The sequence below is a fragment of the Mesorhizobium sp. genome (assembly GCF_024509055.1).
Classification (GTDB): domain Bacteria; phylum Pseudomonadota; class Alphaproteobacteria; order Rhizobiales; family Rhizobiaceae; genus Mesorhizobium.
Genome location: NZ_JANINM010000433.1, coordinates 1 through 16,399 on the forward strand (window position 1 = coordinate 1; position 16,399 = coordinate 16,399).

The 16,399-nt window shown below is 64.9% G+C and carries 15 protein-coding genes and 1 riboswitch; of the genes, 8 read left to right on the top strand and 7 right to left on the bottom strand.

What is annotated here, in order from left to right; all coding sequences use genetic code 11:
* From Q0L57_RS23945 to Q0L57_RS23965, 5 genes are all read left to right on the top strand, one after another.
* Window positions 1-167: SDR family oxidoreductase (locus Q0L57_RS23945; RefSeq protein WP_296745551.1), on the top strand; the 167-nt coding region annotated here is incomplete at its 5' end.
* A 707-nt stretch (window positions 168-874) separates the two neighbouring features.
* Window positions 875-4,267, top strand: coding sequence for a helicase-related protein (locus Q0L57_RS23950; RefSeq protein WP_296745537.1), 3,393 nt, complete (start codon window positions 875-877; stop codon window positions 4,265-4,267).
* A 91-nt stretch (window positions 4,268-4,358) separates the two neighbouring features.
* On the top strand, window positions 4,359-4,745 hold the full coding sequence (locus Q0L57_RS23955; RefSeq protein WP_296745538.1) for an RNA-binding S4 domain-containing protein: 387 nt from the start codon (window positions 4,359-4,361) through the stop codon (window positions 4,743-4,745).
* Between the two features lie 147 nt (window positions 4,746-4,892).
* Complete coding sequence (gene fdxA / locus Q0L57_RS23960; protein WP_296745539.1) at window positions 4,893-5,231, top strand: ferredoxin FdxA; 339 nt, start codon at window positions 4,893-4,895, stop codon at window positions 5,229-5,231.
* Window positions 5,232-5,602: 371 nt separating this feature from the next.
* Window positions 5,603-6,184, top strand: a complete 582-nt coding sequence (locus Q0L57_RS23965; protein ID WP_296745540.1) for a CarD family transcriptional regulator — start codon at window positions 5,603-5,605, stop codon at window positions 6,182-6,184.
* A 67-nt stretch (window positions 6,185-6,251) separates the two neighbouring features.
* Here the strand turns inward: Q0L57_RS23965 and Q0L57_RS23970 are convergent, their stop codons facing one another.
* From Q0L57_RS23970 to Q0L57_RS23980, 3 genes are all read right to left on the bottom strand, one after another.
* On the bottom strand, window positions 6,252-7,013 hold the full coding sequence (locus tag Q0L57_RS23970) for an amino acid ABC transporter ATP-binding protein (protein ID WP_296745541.1): 762 nt from the start codon (window positions 7,011-7,013) through the stop codon (window positions 6,252-6,254).
* On the bottom strand, window positions 7,010-7,690 hold the full coding sequence (locus tag Q0L57_RS23975; protein WP_296745542.1) for an ABC transporter permease subunit: 681 nt from the start codon (window positions 7,688-7,690) through the stop codon (window positions 7,010-7,012). Before Q0L57_RS23975 ends, Q0L57_RS23970 begins: the two co-directional genes overlap by 4 nt.
* 116 nt (window positions 7,691-7,806) lie before the next feature.
* Window positions 7,807-8,580 (bottom strand): amino acid ABC transporter substrate-binding protein, encoded by a 774-nt coding sequence (locus Q0L57_RS23980; protein WP_296745543.1) that lies wholly within the window; start codon window positions 8,578-8,580, stop codon window positions 7,807-7,809.
* Window positions 8,581-8,885: 305 nt separating this feature from the next.
* Here Q0L57_RS23980 and Q0L57_RS23985 point away from each other — a divergent pair, with 305 nt between their 5' ends.
* Window positions 8,886-9,749, top strand: a complete 864-nt coding sequence (locus Q0L57_RS23985) for an RNA polymerase factor sigma-32 (RefSeq protein ID WP_296745544.1) — start codon at window positions 8,886-8,888, stop codon at window positions 9,747-9,749.
* Between the two features lie 22 nt (window positions 9,750-9,771).
* On the opposite strand, the gene Q0L57_RS23990 is transcribed toward Q0L57_RS23985, so the two are convergent.
* From Q0L57_RS23990 to thiB, 4 genes are all read right to left on the bottom strand, one after another.
* Window positions 9,772-11,241, bottom strand: a complete 1,470-nt coding sequence (locus Q0L57_RS23990; RefSeq protein WP_296745545.1) for a M48 family metalloprotease — start codon at window positions 11,239-11,241, stop codon at window positions 9,772-9,774.
* A 199-nt stretch (window positions 11,242-11,440) separates the two neighbouring features.
* On the bottom strand, window positions 11,441-12,181 hold the full coding sequence (gene thiQ, locus Q0L57_RS23995) for a thiamine ABC transporter ATP-binding protein (protein ID WP_296745546.1): 741 nt from the start codon (window positions 12,179-12,181) through the stop codon (window positions 11,441-11,443).
* Complete coding sequence (gene thiP / locus Q0L57_RS24000; protein ID WP_296745547.1) at window positions 12,178-13,794, bottom strand: thiamine/thiamine pyrophosphate ABC transporter permease; 1,617 nt, start codon at window positions 13,792-13,794, stop codon at window positions 12,178-12,180. The genes thiQ and thiP overlap by 4 nt, the downstream gene beginning before the upstream one ends.
* 72 nt (window positions 13,795-13,866) lie before the next feature.
* Window positions 13,867-14,877, bottom strand: coding sequence for a thiamine ABC transporter substrate binding subunit (thiB, locus tag Q0L57_RS24005; protein WP_296745548.1), 1,011 nt, complete (start codon window positions 14,875-14,877; stop codon window positions 13,867-13,869).
* Between the two features lie 43 nt (window positions 14,878-14,920).
* Window positions 14,921-15,034: riboswitch (TPP riboswitch) on the bottom strand.
* Window positions 15,035-15,180: 146 nt separating this feature from the next.
* Between thiB and Q0L57_RS24010 the strand changes: the two genes are divergently transcribed.
* Both Q0L57_RS24010 and Q0L57_RS24015 read left to right on the top strand, forming a co-directional pair.
* Window positions 15,181-15,825 carry a thiamine diphosphokinase gene (locus Q0L57_RS24010; RefSeq protein ID WP_296745549.1) on the top strand — a complete coding sequence of 215 codons (645 nt, stop codon included), beginning with the start codon at window positions 15,181-15,183 and terminating at the stop codon, window positions 15,823-15,825.
* An 18-nt stretch (window positions 15,826-15,843) separates the two neighbouring features.
* Window positions 15,844-16,399 (top strand): ATP-binding cassette domain-containing protein (locus Q0L57_RS24015; RefSeq protein WP_296745550.1); only part of this gene is annotated, 556 nt, incomplete at its 3' end.

Below are 16,399 nucleotides of genomic sequence, written 5' to 3' on the forward strand. Positions count from 1 at the left end.
CGATCGACGAGAAGGTGCTCAACGAGCGCATCATCCCGCAGATCCCGGTCGGCCGTCTCGGCGAGCCGGAAGAGGTCGCGCGCTGCGTCGTCTTCCTCGCCTCCGACGAGGCCGGCTTCATCACCGGCTCGACCATCACCGCCAATGGCGGCCAGTACTTCGCCTGAGGTTTACCGATCCGGTCGGCGGGCGGCCCGGTCACACCGGGCCGCCCCTTGGCCTGACGCCGCCGGGGCCGGCGCGACACCTTGCCTCAATTCGGCACGCAAAGGTTAACGCGCCTCGGGCGCCCTTGTGCGAAAGTCAGTTCACAAGCTGTGAATTCTCGGTGCACAAGCTGTGGATAACACCATATCTAGGCGTGAACAAACCGGGAAACTTCGTGCATCGCTGATTCGTCGCCGATTCGTTCCGGCTTTGGTCGAGAAGTTAACGGCAGGCAGCGTGAACGTTGCTGAATTCGTTAGAAGCCGTTAGGAAAGATCAATAATTTCATAACCTTGGCAGCGGCCCCTGGATTGGCCTCGACCGTTCACCGGCAAAAGTTAACGGCGACTCGCTTGCCACGAAGCCCAAGCATGAAACGGGCCAGTTCCACGATTCAGCATGTGGTGAGACTCACCGTCAAAAAACCCACATATAGCCGTGAACAAACCCTGAATCAGGATGAGTCAGTGATTCGTCGCCGATTCGTTCCAGACTCGTTCCATGCGTTAACCGGACGCCGTTTTTGACCCCGCCTGTCAGCTGCGCCATGCCTTGAAGAACATTCCGCTTTCGCTTCGCGCCTGAAATCCCTATGTGTCGCCTGTCACACGCGGCGCCACTCCTCGCGTCCCCGACAGCAAGCGGCAGAAAGCCTATTTCCGAGCCGATGAACATCCAGCAAAAACACACCCAGCCGCTGATACTTTCGGGCCGCGACGTCACCGCCGTGCTGGGCCCTACCAACACCGGCAAGACCCATCTCGCAATCGAGCGCATGGTGGCCCACGAGACCGGCATCATCGGCCTGCCGCTCAGGCTGCTCGCCCGCGAGGTCTATGCACGCGTCAGCGAGAAGGTCGGCGCTCACAAAGTGGCGCTGATCACCGGCGAGGAGAAGATCGTACCTGCCGGCGCGAAATATTCGGTCTGCACCGTCGAGGCGATGCCGCGCGAGACCGACGCCGCCTTCGTCGCCATCGACGAGGTGCAGCTCGCCGGCGACCTCGAGCGCGGCCATATCTTCACCGATCGCATCCTGCATCTGCGCGGCCGCCAGGAGACGCTTCTGCTGGGCGCCGCCACCATGCACGGCATACTGCAGCGCCTGCTGAAAGGCGTTTCGGTGGTGACGCGGCCCCGGCTGTCGCATCTCGCCTATGCCGGATCGAAGAAGCTCACCCGGCTTCCCCGCCGCACGGCGATCGTCGCCTTCTCTGCCGACGAGGTTTACGCCATCGCCGAGCTGATCCGCCGGCAGCAGGGCGGCGCCGCCGTCGTGCTCGGCGCGCTCTCGCCCCGCACCCGCAATGCCCAGGTGGCGCTGTTCCAGTCCGGCGACGTCGACTACCTCATCGCCACCGATGCCATCGGCATGGGTCTCAACCTCGACCTCGACCACGTCGCCTTCGCGCAGAACCGTAAGTTCGACGGCTACCAGTACCGCAACCTCACCGCCGCCGAGCTTGGCCAGATTGCCGGACGCGCCGGCCGCCACCTGCGGGACGGCACCTTCGGCGTCACCGGCCAGGTCGACCCGTTCGACGAGGATCTGGTCAAGAAGATCGAGGGGCACGATTTCGACCCGGTGAAGGTGCTGCAGTGGCGCACCGCTGATTTCGATTTCGCCAGCCTCGATGCCTTGAAGCGCTCGATCGAGACCAACGCGCCGGTCGAGGGGCTGACACGGGCGCTGCCGGCGGTAGACGCGCAGGCGCTCGATCACCTGTCGCGCGACGAGGAGATCCGCGCGCTCGCCACCGGCCCGGCACGCGTGGCGCTATTGTGGGAAGCCTGCGCCCTGCCCGACTACCGCAAGATCGCGCCTGCCCAGCACGCTGACCTCATCGCTTCCATCTACATGGACCTTGCCCGCCATGGCCATGTCGATGAGAACTACATGGCCGAGCAGGTGCGGCGCGCCGACACGACCGACGGCGATATCGACACGCTGTCGCACCGGATCGCCCAGATACGCACCTGGACTTTCGTCTCCAACCGCCCGGGCTGGCTGGCCGATCAGCTACACTGGCAGGAAAAGACGCGTGAAATCGAAGACAGATTGTCGGATGCGCTGCATGAGCGGTTGACGAAACGCTTTGTAGACCGCAGGACTTCCGTCCTCATGCGGCGCCTTAGAGAAAATACCATGCCTGAAGCCGAAATCAGCCCTACCGGAACCGTCCTCGTCGAAGGCCATCATGTCGGCGAGTTGCAGGGGTTCCGCTTCACCGCCGACCAGAGCGCCGGCGGCGAAGACGCCAAGGCCGTGCGCACCGCCGCGCAGAAAGCGCTGGCGGCAGAGTTCGACGCGCGCGCCGAACGCTTTGGCGCTTGCGCCAATGGCGATCTGGCACTGGGTTCGGACGGTACATTGCGCTGGATCGGCGCGCCGATCGGCACGCTAGTCGCCGGCGACGAGCCATTGAAGCCGCGATTGGTGCTGCTTGCCGACGAGCAACTGACCGGCCCGGCCCGCGACAAGGTCGCGGCGCGTGCCGAGCGTTTCGTCAATTTCCAGATCGAGTCGCTGCTGAAGCCGCTCGTCGACCTGAAGAACGCCGAGCAGCTCACCGGCATCGCCCGCGGCATCGCTTTCCAGCTGGTCGAGCATTTCGGCCTCATCAACCGCCGCGACATCGCGGACGAAATGAAGTCGCTCGACCAGGAAGGCCGTGCCGCGTTGCGCCGCCTCGGCGTGCGCTTCGGCGCCTATCACGTCTTCGTGCCGGCGCTGATCAAGCCAGCGCCCTCAGGGCTGGTGACGCTCCTGTGGGCGCTGAAGAACGACGGCAAGGACAAGCCCGGTTTCGGCGACGTCGTCCATGCGCTGGCGTCCGGCCGCACGTCCGTCGTCATCGATCCGGCCTTCGACAAGACCTTCTACAAGCTCGCCGGCTACCGCAATCTCGGCCGCCGCGCGGTGCGCGTCGACATATTGGAAAGGCTGGCCGATCTCATCCGCCCGGCGACCAACTGGAAGCCCGGCCTTGGCCAGCGCCCGGACGGCGCTTATGACGGCAATGCCTTCATGGTGACGCCGCCGATGATGTCGATCCTCGGCGCCACCGCCGACGACATGGAAGAGATCCTGAAGGGCCTGGGCTATCGCTCCGAGGCGAAGCCGGTCGCCGAAGTGAAGGCGAAGCTCGAGGCGCAGGACAACGCCGCCCGCGAGGCGGCAGCGGCGAAGCTCGCGGCGGAAGAAGCTGCGCGAGCTGCGAAGGTGGCCGAAACGCCGGTCGTCGAGGCTGCAGCCGAGGCGTCGCCCGACGAAGGCTCGGAGCCGGCAACCACCGAAATACATTCCGCCGAGACTGCGACGGAAGGCATGGCAGAGCCGGCCGCGGAGGTGGTGTCGGAAGAACAGCCCCGGAAGGAAACAATCGAAGAACCCGCTCCCGCTGCAGAGCAAGCGGCCGAGGCTCCCGCTGCCCCCTCGATGGAGGAGGTCGCGGCGCAAAGTGGAGCCGGCGAGCGAGATGGCGCCGACGATTCAGACAGCGCTGGTGCAGTCCCCGTTCCGGCTTTGCGTGCCGACGCTCCCCACAAGGAGGAGGGTGAAGGCGCCGAAACTCCTGCCGAGCCGGAAGAGCCGAAGCCGGTACTTCTGTGGCGGCAGGCGCGCTTCGATCATCAGCGTCCGCGCCATCGCCACGACAACCGCCGCGACAATCGCCCACGCAACGGCCAGGCCGCGCGCGACGGCCAGGCCGGAGTGACGGCCGGCCAGCCCGGCGACCGGCCTGCCCAGGAAGGCCGCCGCGACCAGCGCGACGGCGCCGGCAAGCCGCGCTTCGACCGCAGCAAGTTCAAGCCGAGGCCGGAGACTGGTGAGCGGCGCGAAGCCGGCGAACGGCGGGACGGCAAGCCGCAAGGCGAACGCCCCGACCGCCGCGAAGGTCGGCCGGACTGGAAGGGCGGCAGGCAGGACGGCAAGGGCAACGCCCCTGGCGGCAAGCCGGTCTTCCAGGCCAAGCCACGCGAGGAGCGCCCGCAGCGCTTCGACCCGGATTCGCCTTTCGCCAAGCTCGCCGCCTTGCGCGACCAGCTGAAGAAATAGGCTAGAGCATGATCCCGAACCGAAGGACCGCGTCAGCGAAAGGTGGGAACCGGTTTTCGGATAAGATCATGCTCCAACAAAGCTAGTCTCGATGGTCGCCGCGGGCCGCCAGCGAATCGACAAGTGGCTGTTCTTCTCACGCGCGGTGAAATCGCGCTCGCTGGCCGCCAAGCTGGTCGTTGCCGGACGCGTCCGCATCAATCGCGACAAAGCGGCGCAGGCCTCGGATCAGGTTAAGCCGGGCGATGTGCTGACCATCACCCTTGAAGGCCGCATCCTGGTCTGGAAGGTGCTGGATCCGGGCAGTCGGCGCGGTCCCGCCGAAGAGGCGCGCCTGCTTTACGAGGACATGTCGCCGCCGCCGACACCCAAGGGCGGCGCCGTTCCAGACGCCATTCCCGCTTTGCGCGAGGCCGGCAGCGGCCGCCCGACCAAGCGCGAGCGCCGCCAAACCGACCGGCTGTTGGGCGACGACTGAGGGACGGCCGGTCTCCACGGCGGCAAACCGGCGGAATTCCATTTCCGCAACATCGGTCGAGCCGGCAAACCCTGCCCTTGCAAGCGGCAGGCAAAGGCGTTACCTCACCAAAAAGCCCTGCAAAAATGGGACGTGCCGGAGCCTGCGATGACCTATGTCGTGACCGATAATTGCATAAAATGCAAATACATGGATTGCATCGAGGTCTGTCCGGTCGACTGTTTCTACGAAGGCGAGAACATGCTCGTCATCCACCCGGACGAATGCATCGACTGTGGTGTGTGCGAGCCCGAATGCCCCGCCGACGCGATCAAGCCGGATACCGAGCCCGGTCTCGACAAATGGTTGCAGGTCAATTCCGAATACGCCGAGAAATGGCCCAACATAACCGCCAAGAAAGAGCCCCCGGCGGACGCCAAGAACTTCGATGGCGAGACCGGAAAGTTCGAGAAATATTTCTCGGCCGAGCCTGGCGAAGGCGACTGATGTCAACGCCGGCTGCGGCCGGCATGACCCTGCGTAACGGGGCCGATACAATTGCTGTCTTGACAGGCAGCGATGGCGTTCGGCGTTAGCGAACGCAGCAAAACCTTGATTCTTCCGACTTTTTGTGTTACATCTACGAAACATGCCGGTGACACAACGTCGATTTATGGCGCTAACGCCCCAAATCACTGAAAGGTGAGCTTTTATAATCCGGACCAGAGCGATCTGGGACAGGCGGTCGCTTTTGTGCGGTTTGCCGGTCTCGGCTTTTCCGGTGGCTCAACTGTTGTGCGGCTAACGATCGGCTTGCGCCGGTCACGTGAGTTCTGCCGGCATGATGCCGGCACCACAACTAAGGAGTTCAGGGCGTAATGGCAACGATCACCCCGCAGAAGAAGTCCACCGCGGCCCGTCACGGTTTCAAGACCGGCGAGTTCATCGTCTATCCGGCGCACGGCGTCGGACAGATCGTGTCCATCGACGAGCAGGAAGTCGCGGGTCATAAGCTGGAATTGTTCGTCATCGATTTCCAGAAGGACAAGATGCGGTTGAAGGTGCCGGTCGCCAAGGCGACCTCGATCGGCATGCGCAAGCTCTCTGAAGAGGATTATGTCGACCGCGCGCTGAAGGTGGTGCAGGGCCGCGCCCGCATCAAGCGCACCATGTGGTCGCGCCGCGCCCAGGAATACGATGCCAAGATCAATTCGGGCGACCTGATCTCCATCTCGGAAGTGGTGCGCGACCTCTATCGCGCCGACAACCAGCCGGAGCAGTCCTATTCCGAGCGCCAGCTTTACGAAGCCGCGCTCGACCGCATGGCCCGCGAGATCGCGGCCGTCAACCGCATGTCGGAGACCGAGGCAGTGCGCCTCATCGAGGTCAACCTCAATAAAGGCCCGAAGCGCGGCGCCAAGGCCGACAACGAGGAAGCCGAACAGGAAGAAGCTGCCTGAGGCTCTTCGCTTTCTGAACACGAAAAACCCGGCCTCGCGCCGGGTTTTTTGTTTACGGGCCTTACCCTCAAGCCTCCCTCTGCGCCTCCTGCCTCAAAGAGGCGATGAAACGTTTGGTGCGCTCGCGCTCCGGATTGTCGAACACGACGGAAGCAGGTCCCTTTTCCACGACGGCGCCAGCATCGAGGAAGACCACTTCCTGGGCGATCTTGGAGGCGAGCCTCAGGTCGTGCGTGGCCATCACCATGGTCGTGCCCTCGCGGGCGAGTTGGCCGAGCACGTCGACGACTTCCTGCGCGAGTTCAGGGTCGAGCGCCGAGGTCGGTTCGTCGCACAGCAGCACGCGCGGCGACGGTGCCAGCGCGCGGGCGATCGCCACCCGCTGCTGCTGGCCGCCCGACAAGGTGGCCGGCCAGGCGTCGGCCTTGTGCGCCATGCCGACCTTTTCGAGCAGCGCCATGGCCCGCTCGCGCGCCCGTGGCTCTGGCCATTTCAGCACCGTGGTCAGCCCCTCCATGACATTCTCGATGGCGGTGCGGTGCGGAAACAGCTGGAAGTTCTGGAACACCATGCCGGTCTGCAGGCGCACGCGCTGGATATCCTTTGTCGCCACCTTGACGCCCGGCCGGAACTCCAGTGTCTCGTCGCCGATGCGCAAGGCGCCGGAGGTCGGGATCTCCAGGAGGTTGATGCAGCGCAGGAGCGTGCTCTTGCCGCCGCCAGACGGGCCGACCAGCGCGGTGACGCTGCCCTCGGCGATGCTGACGGTAACTCCCTTGAGCACAAGATTATCGCCGAAGCGCTTCTCGATGTCCGTCAGGCCGATCATGCGTTGGCCTCCAGGAAGCCGCCATAACGGTTGAGCCGTACCTCCAGCCGCGCCTGCAGCGCCGACAGAACCGAACTCATCACCAGGTAGAGCGCCGCCGCCTCGACATAGAGGATCAGCGGCTCATAGGTGGTGGCGACGATGCGCTGCGCGGCCTGGAACATCTCAGGCACCGTGATGGCCGCCGCCAGCGAGGTGTCCTTGACCAGCGAGATGAAGGTGTTGGAAAGCGGCGGCACCGCGACGCGGCCCGCCTGCGGCAGGATGGTGCGGCGCATCGCCTGGCTCCAGGTCATGCCGATCGAATAGGAGGCTTCCCACTGTCCCTTCGGCACCGAGCCGATGACGGCCCGGATGATTTCTGACGTATAGGCACCGATGTTGAGTGTGAAGCCGATCAGCGCGGCCGGGAAGGCGTCGAGCAGGATACCGGCCGAAGGCAGACCGTAGAAGATCAGGAAGAGTTGGACCAGCAGCGGCGTTCCACGAAAAATCCATACATAGAAACGGGCGATCGCGACCAGCGGTTTCGGCCCGAACAGTCGGATCAGGGCCGTGGCCAACCCCGCTATCAACCCGAGCGCGAAGGACAGCAGCGTCAGCGGCACGGTGAAGATTAGCGCCGCCCACAGCAGCGTAGGCAGCGACTCCACCATCAATTGCAGCCAGTGCGGCACGAAACCCTCCTCCTCGCCGGCTACATTCCGGCCGGGCTTGCGGAACGACTATCACGCAAAAACCGGCGGGCCGTCAAAGACGACCCGCCGGGATCGGAGCAACAGGATGATTGGCTTTACTGCGAAACGTCCTGGCCGAAATAGGTATCGGCGATCTTCTTGTAGGTGCCGTCCGCCTTGATGTCGGCGAGCGCCTTGTTGATGGCCGCGACCAGCTCCGGATCGCCCTTGCGCACGATGACGCCGGAATAGTCGGCATTCGCCTCCTGTGCGGCTATCTTCACATTAGCGTCGGGCTTGTGTTTCTTGAAGTCGAGGAACGACAGGCTGTCGTTGATGGTGGCGTCGGCGCGACCGGTGAGCAGCAGCTGGATCGACTGGTCGAAGCCGTCGGTACCGACCAGCTCGGCGCCGTTCTGTTCGGCGAGCTTGCCGAAGTTCGAGGTCAGCGACTGCGCCGACTTCTTGCCCTTGAGGTCGGCGAAGGACTTGATGTCGGCGTTGTCGCCGCGGACGATCAGCACCGCCTTGGACGCAATGTAGGGATCGGAGAAATCATACTTGGCCTTGCGGGCGTCGGTGATGCCGACCTCGTTGATGACGGCGTCGTAGCGGTTTGCGTCGAGACCGGCGATCAGCCCGTCCCACTTGCCTTCGAGGAACTGGACTTTGACGCCAAGCTTGTCGGCGATCGCCTTGGCGATCTCGACGTCGAAGCCGGCCAAGGCGCCGGATGCGTCATGGTAGGTGAAGGGCGCATAAGTGCCCTCGGTTCCGACCTTGATCACGCCGGCCTGCTTGATCTGGTCGAGATTGGCGCCGGCATGGCCGGCGGTGACCGCCAGAGCCTGCAGTGCCCCGGCGATGAGAAGCGATTTAAGCCATTTCATTTTTCTGTGATCCCGTTTTGACCGGCAGTCCCGGCGCGATGTGAGAGCAGGAAACTGACAGAGGAATGCTCGCGAAATAAGGAACCAGATTTCAAAAATCAGACCGTCCAGAAATCTGATTCTCAAAATCTTGCAGAAGCCCAGCAAGCCAGACGCTCCGGCCCGGTCACGGAATGTTCCCGGCGGCAACACTGCGCCCCGCCGGCCACGGAACCATCCATGCGCCCGACCGTTGCAGCACTGTTGTAGGGCGCGGCGGCGTCTTTTCAACCGCCGTGTGCAACGACCGCCAGGAGGAAGCCGGCATGATCGAGGACGCGGCAGGACGGACACTGGTCCGGGCGGCAATGAAGGCTCCTTATCTCGAGCGGGAGGAAGAACACCTTCTGGCCGTGCGCTGGAAAGAGGAGAACGACCAGCACGCCCTGCACCGGATCACCGTCGCCCACATGCGCCTGGTGATTTCCATGGCCTCGCGTTTCCGTCACTACGGTCTGCCGCTCGGCGACCTCATCCAGGAAGGCCATGTCGGCCTGCTGGAAGCGGCCGCTCGCTTCGAGCCGGCGCGGGAAGTGCGCTTTTCCACCTATGCCACCTGGTGGATCCGCGCATCGATGCAGGATTATATCCTTCGCAACTGGTCGATCGTGCGCGGCGGCACCAGCTCGGCGCAGAAGGCGCTGTTCTTCAACCTGAGGCGATTGCGCGCCCGGCTGGCCAACGGCGCCGAGCCGCTCTCCAATGCGTCGCTTTACCGCGAGGTCTCGGCCGCCCTCGGTGTGCCGGAGGCCGATGTGGCGATGATGGATTCGCGTCTTTCGGCCCCCGACAGCTCCCTCAACGCCCCTTTGGCCGACGAGAACGGCGCGGCCGAGCGTATGGATTTCCTGGTCTCGGAAGATCCTCTGCCTGATGAGGTCGTCGGCGAGACGATCGACGTGGAACGCCGCGCGATCTGGCTGAGGACTGCGCTTACCGCTCTCAACGACCGCGAACTCAGGATCATCGAGGAGCGTCGGCTGAGCGACGAAGGCGCCACCCTGGAATCGCTCGGCGAGCAACTCGGCATCTCCAAGGAGCGGGTGCGCCAGATCGAGGCCCGCGCCATGGAAAAGCTGAAGCTGGCGCTAGTGAAGCAAAACCCCGAATTCCTGGCCGAAGCAGCCTGAAAGATCTTGGCTCGCCGACGAACTACTTGTCGGTGACGATCTTGACCTTGTCGCCGGCCGAAACCGTGGCGCCGGGCGACATTGCGTTGAGCACGCGGAAAAGGTCGAGCTTGCGGTCGACGCCGACCATCTGCGTCGCCAGCGAGCCCATGTTCTGGCCCGCCTGCACGGTGACCACGCGTATGTGCAGCGGCTTCAACGCCGCCTTCTCCGCCGCGCTGAGCGTGCGGAAGGAGCCGCTGACCGAGCGCGCGACCGACTCCAGCTGGGTGCTGGCCGAAGGCGCGGCGGTGAGCAGCCGGTAGACCTGCCCGCCGGCGCGGATCACCGCAATGTCGAACTGCCAGCCCTGGGCGCCGGCATGCGCCATCGCCGCTTCGTTGCCGTTGATCGTTTCCTGGTGCACGCTGTTGCTGTCGAGACCGGCGACCCAGCCGCTACGGATGTAGTCGGTCAACGAGATCGACTTGTCGATCGCCACGCCGTCGAAGCGGATGGCGATGTCACCCGGTCCGGTTGCGGTCACCGCGGCAGCCGTGTTGTCGATGACGAAGCCGTCCGGGACGGTGAACGACACGCCGAGGCCAGGATGCAGGAAGGTCTGGCCGCGCACATAGCCTTCTTCCGGCGTGTCGCCGTAGAGCAGGCCGTCTATGCCGGCGAGGAAGGCGTCGCGGTCGCGGGTGCCGACGCCCGGCGGCCCGAAGTTGCGGGCGAGCCGCTGCGCCAGCTCGATGCGCTGCGGCGTATTCGGGTGCGTCGCCAGGAAGTCGAGGCTGGCATCCGTCGCGCCGCTGACCGAGCGGAAATCGGTATAGGCCGACATCGACTGCAGGAAGCGGCCGGCGGCATATGGATCATAGCCCGCCTCGCCGATCGACTTGATGCCGATGGCGTCAGCCTGAAGTTCCTGGTTGCGCGAGAACTGCGCCAGCCTGAGCTTGCCGCGGATCAGCGCGGCCTTGGCCGTCGGACTGTCGCCCAGCACATCCGAGACGACCTTGGTCGCCAAGCCTTCCTCGGCCTCCAGCTGCTGCCGCTGCAGGCCGTGATTGGCGGTGACGTGGCCCATCTCATGCGCGATGACGGCGGCGAGCTCGGAGGAGTCGTTGGCAAGCGCCAGCAATCCGCGCGTGACATAGAGATAGCCGCCCGGCAGCGCGAATGCGTTGACGTTCGGCGAGTTGAGGATGGTGATGCGATAGGTCTGGGTCGGGTTGGCCGACACCACCGTCAGGTTGCCGACGACCTTGGCCACCATGCGTTCGAGCTTGGGATCGGAATATTCGCCGCCATAGGTCGCCAGGATGCGCGGATGCTGCGCCTTGGCCAGCTCGACGAGCTTGGCGTTGGCGACGACATTGTCGACCGTGATCGGCTTGTCCGAAGGCTGGAAGCCCGACTCCTGCACGTCCGGCGGCGTGAACATCTGGCAACTGGCCAGCGCCACGGCAAAGCCAGCCAGCGCAAGGAACTTCGCCAGCGGCTTCATCCACACTTTATCGACGCCGGTCGGCAGATCGGCTTCCTTTCCAAATCTCTCGGCAAATCACAGCCCATGCCGGGTCAGTATAGCCGGACCTAGCCACACTCTTCCTGTCAAGGCAAGCAAACGCCTGATCGCCCACTGCCGGTTTGGCTGTAAATTATGTCCGCTTCCGGGCAATTTATTGTGAACCGGCCCGCATGTTTCATCGGCCGATATAACGCCGGAAAGCGTCCGGTCCAGGGAGGCTGAAGAAATCTTCCGCCAGCCCGGTCGCGGCGATCGTACCGCCGTCCACGAAGGCCATGTCCTGGCCGATTCGGCGGGCGTCCTCAGGCTGGTGCGTGACGAAAAGCACGGTCATGTGCCGTTCGGCATGGATTGAGGCCACGAGGTCGAGCATGTCGTCGCGCAGCGCCGGACCAAGCGAGGCGAAAGGCTCGTCCAGCAGAAGCACCGGACGGTCGCGCAACAGCACCCTGGCCAGCGCCACGCGCTGCCGTTCGCCGCCGGAAAGTTCGCGCGGCAGCCGCTTTTCCTTACCGGCCAACCCGACGCGCGCCAGCGCATCGGCGATCGCGGCACGGTCGGCGGCGCTGAGGCGGAGCGACGGCGAGCGGCCGAGCCCGACATTGCCCTCCACCGAAAGATGGGCAAAAAGATTGTTCTCCTGGAACACCATCGACACCGGACGGGCCGACGGCGGCGCATTGCCGGCATCGGTCCCGCCGATCAGCACCTTGCCCTCGATTGGCGATTCGAAGCCGGCTACCAAATTGAGCAGCGTCGACTTGCCGGAGCCGCTCGGTCCCATGATTGCGGTGATCCTGCCGGCGGTGAATTCGGCATCGAAGCGAAAGGACGCCTCGCCATAGCTGAACGAGACACCATCAAGCCGTACGGCAAGGCCTTTCTGCGCCGGGACACCCTCCATCCTCGTGATCATGCCCTCTCTGCCCACCCCATCCAGTCGGCTGCAACCACCAGCATCAGGCAGACGAGACCGAGCAGCAAGGCCAGTCCCGCCGCGTCGGCGGTGCGGTAGCTGCCCATGCGCGCAAGCAGGAGATAGGGCAGGGTCTGAACGGAATCGCTGCCGAACAGCGCGATCACGCCGAGGTCGCCCAGCGACAGCGCCATGGCGAAGGCAAAGCCGGTGGCCAAAGGCCGCCTGAGCGACGGCCAGTCGACCAGGCGAAGCCTGTTCCAGCCGGCAATGCCGAGCGCCATGCAAAGCCGTTCGTGGCGCTCGCTCGCCGCATCATAGGCCGGCCGAATGGCGCGGATGGCGAAGGGCATCGCCATCACCGCATTGACCGTGACGACCATCACGGGCGCGACGGCGAAGACATCCGTGAACCCCCGCAACAGTAGGAACCAGCCGGCGCCGACCACGATCGGCGGCACGACGAGCACGAAACCAGCGCCGGTATCGGCGGCATGTTCGAGCAGCGACATTGGTCCGGCCGGGCGCCGACGTAGTGCCAGGGCGCGCCGCGCGGAGATCAAGGCCAGGGACAGCGTCACGGCAAGTGCCCCCGAGAGGAAGGCGAGCTCGGCGCTGGTGAACGTCGCGCGGCGCACGGCCTCTTCGCCCGCCAGCCGGCCGAGATCGGCTTTCAGTCCCGCCATCACCGTCGCCACCATCGGTCCGGCGACGAACAGCAGGGCAATCGCTATCAGGCTGGCATTCAGTGTCGTCTCGGACCGGCCCGTCGCCAGATAGCGCCGTGGCGCCACCGGCAGATTGGCGTCGCCGACCGTATTGGCGCCGAGCCGCGTCAGCACGGCGACAACGATGAAGGTCAGCCCGATCTGCAGCAGCGTCAGCACCACCGCGCGGGCCGGGTCGAAATCGAAGCGCAGCGCCTGGTAGATCGCGACCTCCAGCGTCGTCGCTGCCGGTCCGCCGCCCAGCGTCAGCACGATGGTGAAGGACGTGATGCAGAGCATGAAGACCAGTCCGGCGACGCCTGGCAGCGCCGCCCGCAGTGCCGGCCATTCGATCAGCCGGAAGGCAGGCAGGGCACCCATGCCGAGCTGGCTCGCCAGCCGCCACTGGTCGGCTTGGATGGTGCCCAACGCCTCCAGGAACAGCCGTGTCGCCAAAGGCAGGTTGAAGAAGACATGCGCGATCAGAATGCCGGAAAGGCCGTAGATGCCGGGCCAGTCTCCGCCCCCAAGTTCGCTGAGGACGCTGGCGAAATAACCGGCATGGCCATAGAGCGCCAGCACGCCTAGCGCGGCGACGATGGCCGGCAGCGCCAGCGGCACCGTGAAAAGCTGCAGGATCAGCCGGCGCCCCGGAAAGGCTGGGTGCCTGGACAAGGCGCGTGCCACCAGCAGCGCCGGCGCGACCGAAAGCAGCGTCGACAGCAACGCCTGCCAGAGGGTGAAGCGGGCGACGCGCAGAAGGTAGCCGTCGAAAGCAGCAAGCGCGCCGGACCGATCGCTTGCACCTTCTACGATGAGGCCCGCGAATGCACCGCCGATGAGCAGGGCGATGGCCGCAAGCGCAATGACGCCGGCGCCGATGCGGGAGTCAGCGGACGGCCGCACGTTGCGCCATGTGGGTTCGAGCTAGCGAACGTCGTAGAGCAATCATCTTGGAAGGATAATAACCAAGACCACCTACTTGCTCATCACCGCCAGCCACTCATCCACCCACGCCTTGCGGTTGGTCGCGACGTCCTCGGGGCTGAACAGCAAGGTCTCGGTCGGCTTGACCAGCTTGTCGAAGGCCGGGTTGAGCGGCTTGTCGGTCTTGCCGGCCGGGAACATCCAGTTGGTCTCAGGAATGGCGTCCTGGAACTTCGGCCCGGTCATGAAGGCGATGAATTTTTCGGCCAGCGGGTTCTTCGCGCCCGTCGTGGTGATGCCCGCGACTTCGATCTGCAGGTACTCACCCTCCTCGAAGGACGCTGCCTGGTAACGCTCGGTGTTTTCGGCGACCATGTGGTAGGCAGGCGAAGTGGTGTAGGACAGCACCATCGGCGCCTCGCCCTTGGTGAACAGGCCATAGGCTTCGCTCCAGCCCGGCGTCACGGTCAGCACCTTCGGCTTCAGCTTCGCCCAGGCTTCCGGCGCCTTGTCGCCATAGACCGACTTCACCCAGAGCAGCAGGCCGAGGCCCGGTGTCGAGGTGCGCGGATCCTGGATGACGATCTTGTCGGTGCCGGCGCCTTCGACCAGTTCCTTCAAGCTTTTCGGCGGCGTCTTCAGCTTCTCGGTGTCGTAGACGACGGCGAAATAGCCGTAGTCGAAGGGCACGAACGTGTCGTCCTTCCAGTTGCCCGGCACGTTGATGCCGGACACGTCGCCATGCGGCGCGAACAGGCCGCTCGCCTTGGCATCGGCGGTCAGGTTGGTGTCGAGGCCGAGCACGATGTCGGCCTTTGTGCCGGCGCCTTCCAGCTTGACGCGGTTGAGCAGCGCCACGCCGTCGGCGACCGAGACGAATTCTAGATCGCAGCCGCATTCGGCCTCAAATTCCTTCTTCACCGAGGGGCCTGGCCCCCAGTCGGCGGTGAAGCTTTCATAGGTGTAGACAGTGAGCTTGTCCTTGGCGGCGGCGGGAGCGGCGCCCGCCAGAAGCGAAACAAGGCCGGTTGCCAGAATGACGTGAGACAGTAGCGAGCGCATCGGCGCCTCCTCCGTTGGTGTTGCAAGGAATTGAGGCGTCGGATGGTCCGAAACGTCTAATCCCTCCGCCGGTACAAACCGGATCAGGTTCAGCGGGTTGGCTTGTTCGCCTCTCAGCCGGTTCGCGTGACCGCGTCCGGCACCCCGTTAGAGCGTTTGGAGACATATTCCCGGCCGCGGCGGCGCGCAAGCGGAAGTTTGCCGGGCATCGATTGCCTGCCGACAGTCATTCGCGTCGTTCGGCGCCGCCATCGGCCGCACGCGACTTCCGTTTCGCGCGGCGGGCTGGTAAGGGCGACGGCCATGGGCACATTCACCATCCTGCTTGGCGGCGAACTCTTCCGCACGCCCCGGCTCGAGCGCCAGATCGAGGGTTCCCGCGTCATCGCCGCCGATGCCGGCATGGGCCATGCCCGCATGCTGGGCATTGTTCCGGAACTCTGGGTCGGCGATTTCGACTCCGTGCCCGCAAATCTGCCCCGCGATCTCGCCGCAGTGCCGCGAAAAGTATTTCCGGCCGAGAAGGACATGACCGATGGCGAGCTCGCCATCGCCGAGGCCCTCGAACGCGGCGCAACCGGCCTCGTGTTGGCGGGCGCCTTCGGCGGCAAGCGCGCCGACCACGCCTTCCTGCATCTGGCGCTTGGGCTTCGGCTGGCCGAGAAAGGCATCGCCGTGCTGTTGACCAGCGGCGCACAGGAAGGCGCGCCGATCCTGCCCAGTGAGACCAGCTACGACTATGCCGACGGCACGTTGTTTTCTGTGCTCGGCTTCTCCGAGCTTGGCGGCCTGACGGTAACAGGCGCCAAATGGCCGCTCGATCGCGTCGAGGTGGCGTTCGGCTCCTCGCTCACTATATCAAACGAGGTCAAAGGCCGGCTTGGAATCGCGCTGGAGCGCGGCCGCGCGCTGCTCTTGGCCCACCCTCATCCTCTCCCGGAAAGCTGACATTTCCAGAAAGTCGCCATGGCGCCGCCACTTCTCAATCTCGACGGCATAAGACTGACCTTTGGCGGCACGCCGCTGCTCGACGGCGCGGCGCTCAGCGCGTCCGCCGGCGAGAAGATCGCGCTGGTCGGCCGCAACGGCTCCGGCAAATCGACTCTGCTCAAGATCGCCGCCGGCATGATCGAACCGCAGGACGGCGAAGTGTTCCGCCAGCCGTCGGCGACCGTTCGCTACCTGCCGCAGATGCCCGACATGGATGGCTTTGCCAGCGTGCGCGCCTACGTCGAGGCCGGCCTGGGGCCGGCCGACGACCCGCATCGCGCCACCTATCTGATGGAGCATCTCGGCCTCACCGGCGAGGAGCGGCCCGGCGACCTCTCCGGTGGCGAGGCGCGCCGTGCGGCGCTCGCCCGCGTCATGGCGCCGGAGCCCGACATCCTGCTGCTCGACGAGCCGACCAACCATCTCGATCTCTCAGTCATCGAGTGGCTGGAAGAAGAGCTGGCCCGGACCTCTTCGGCCGTCATCCTGATCTCGCACGACCGCCGCTTCCTTGAACGCGTGACGCGCGCCA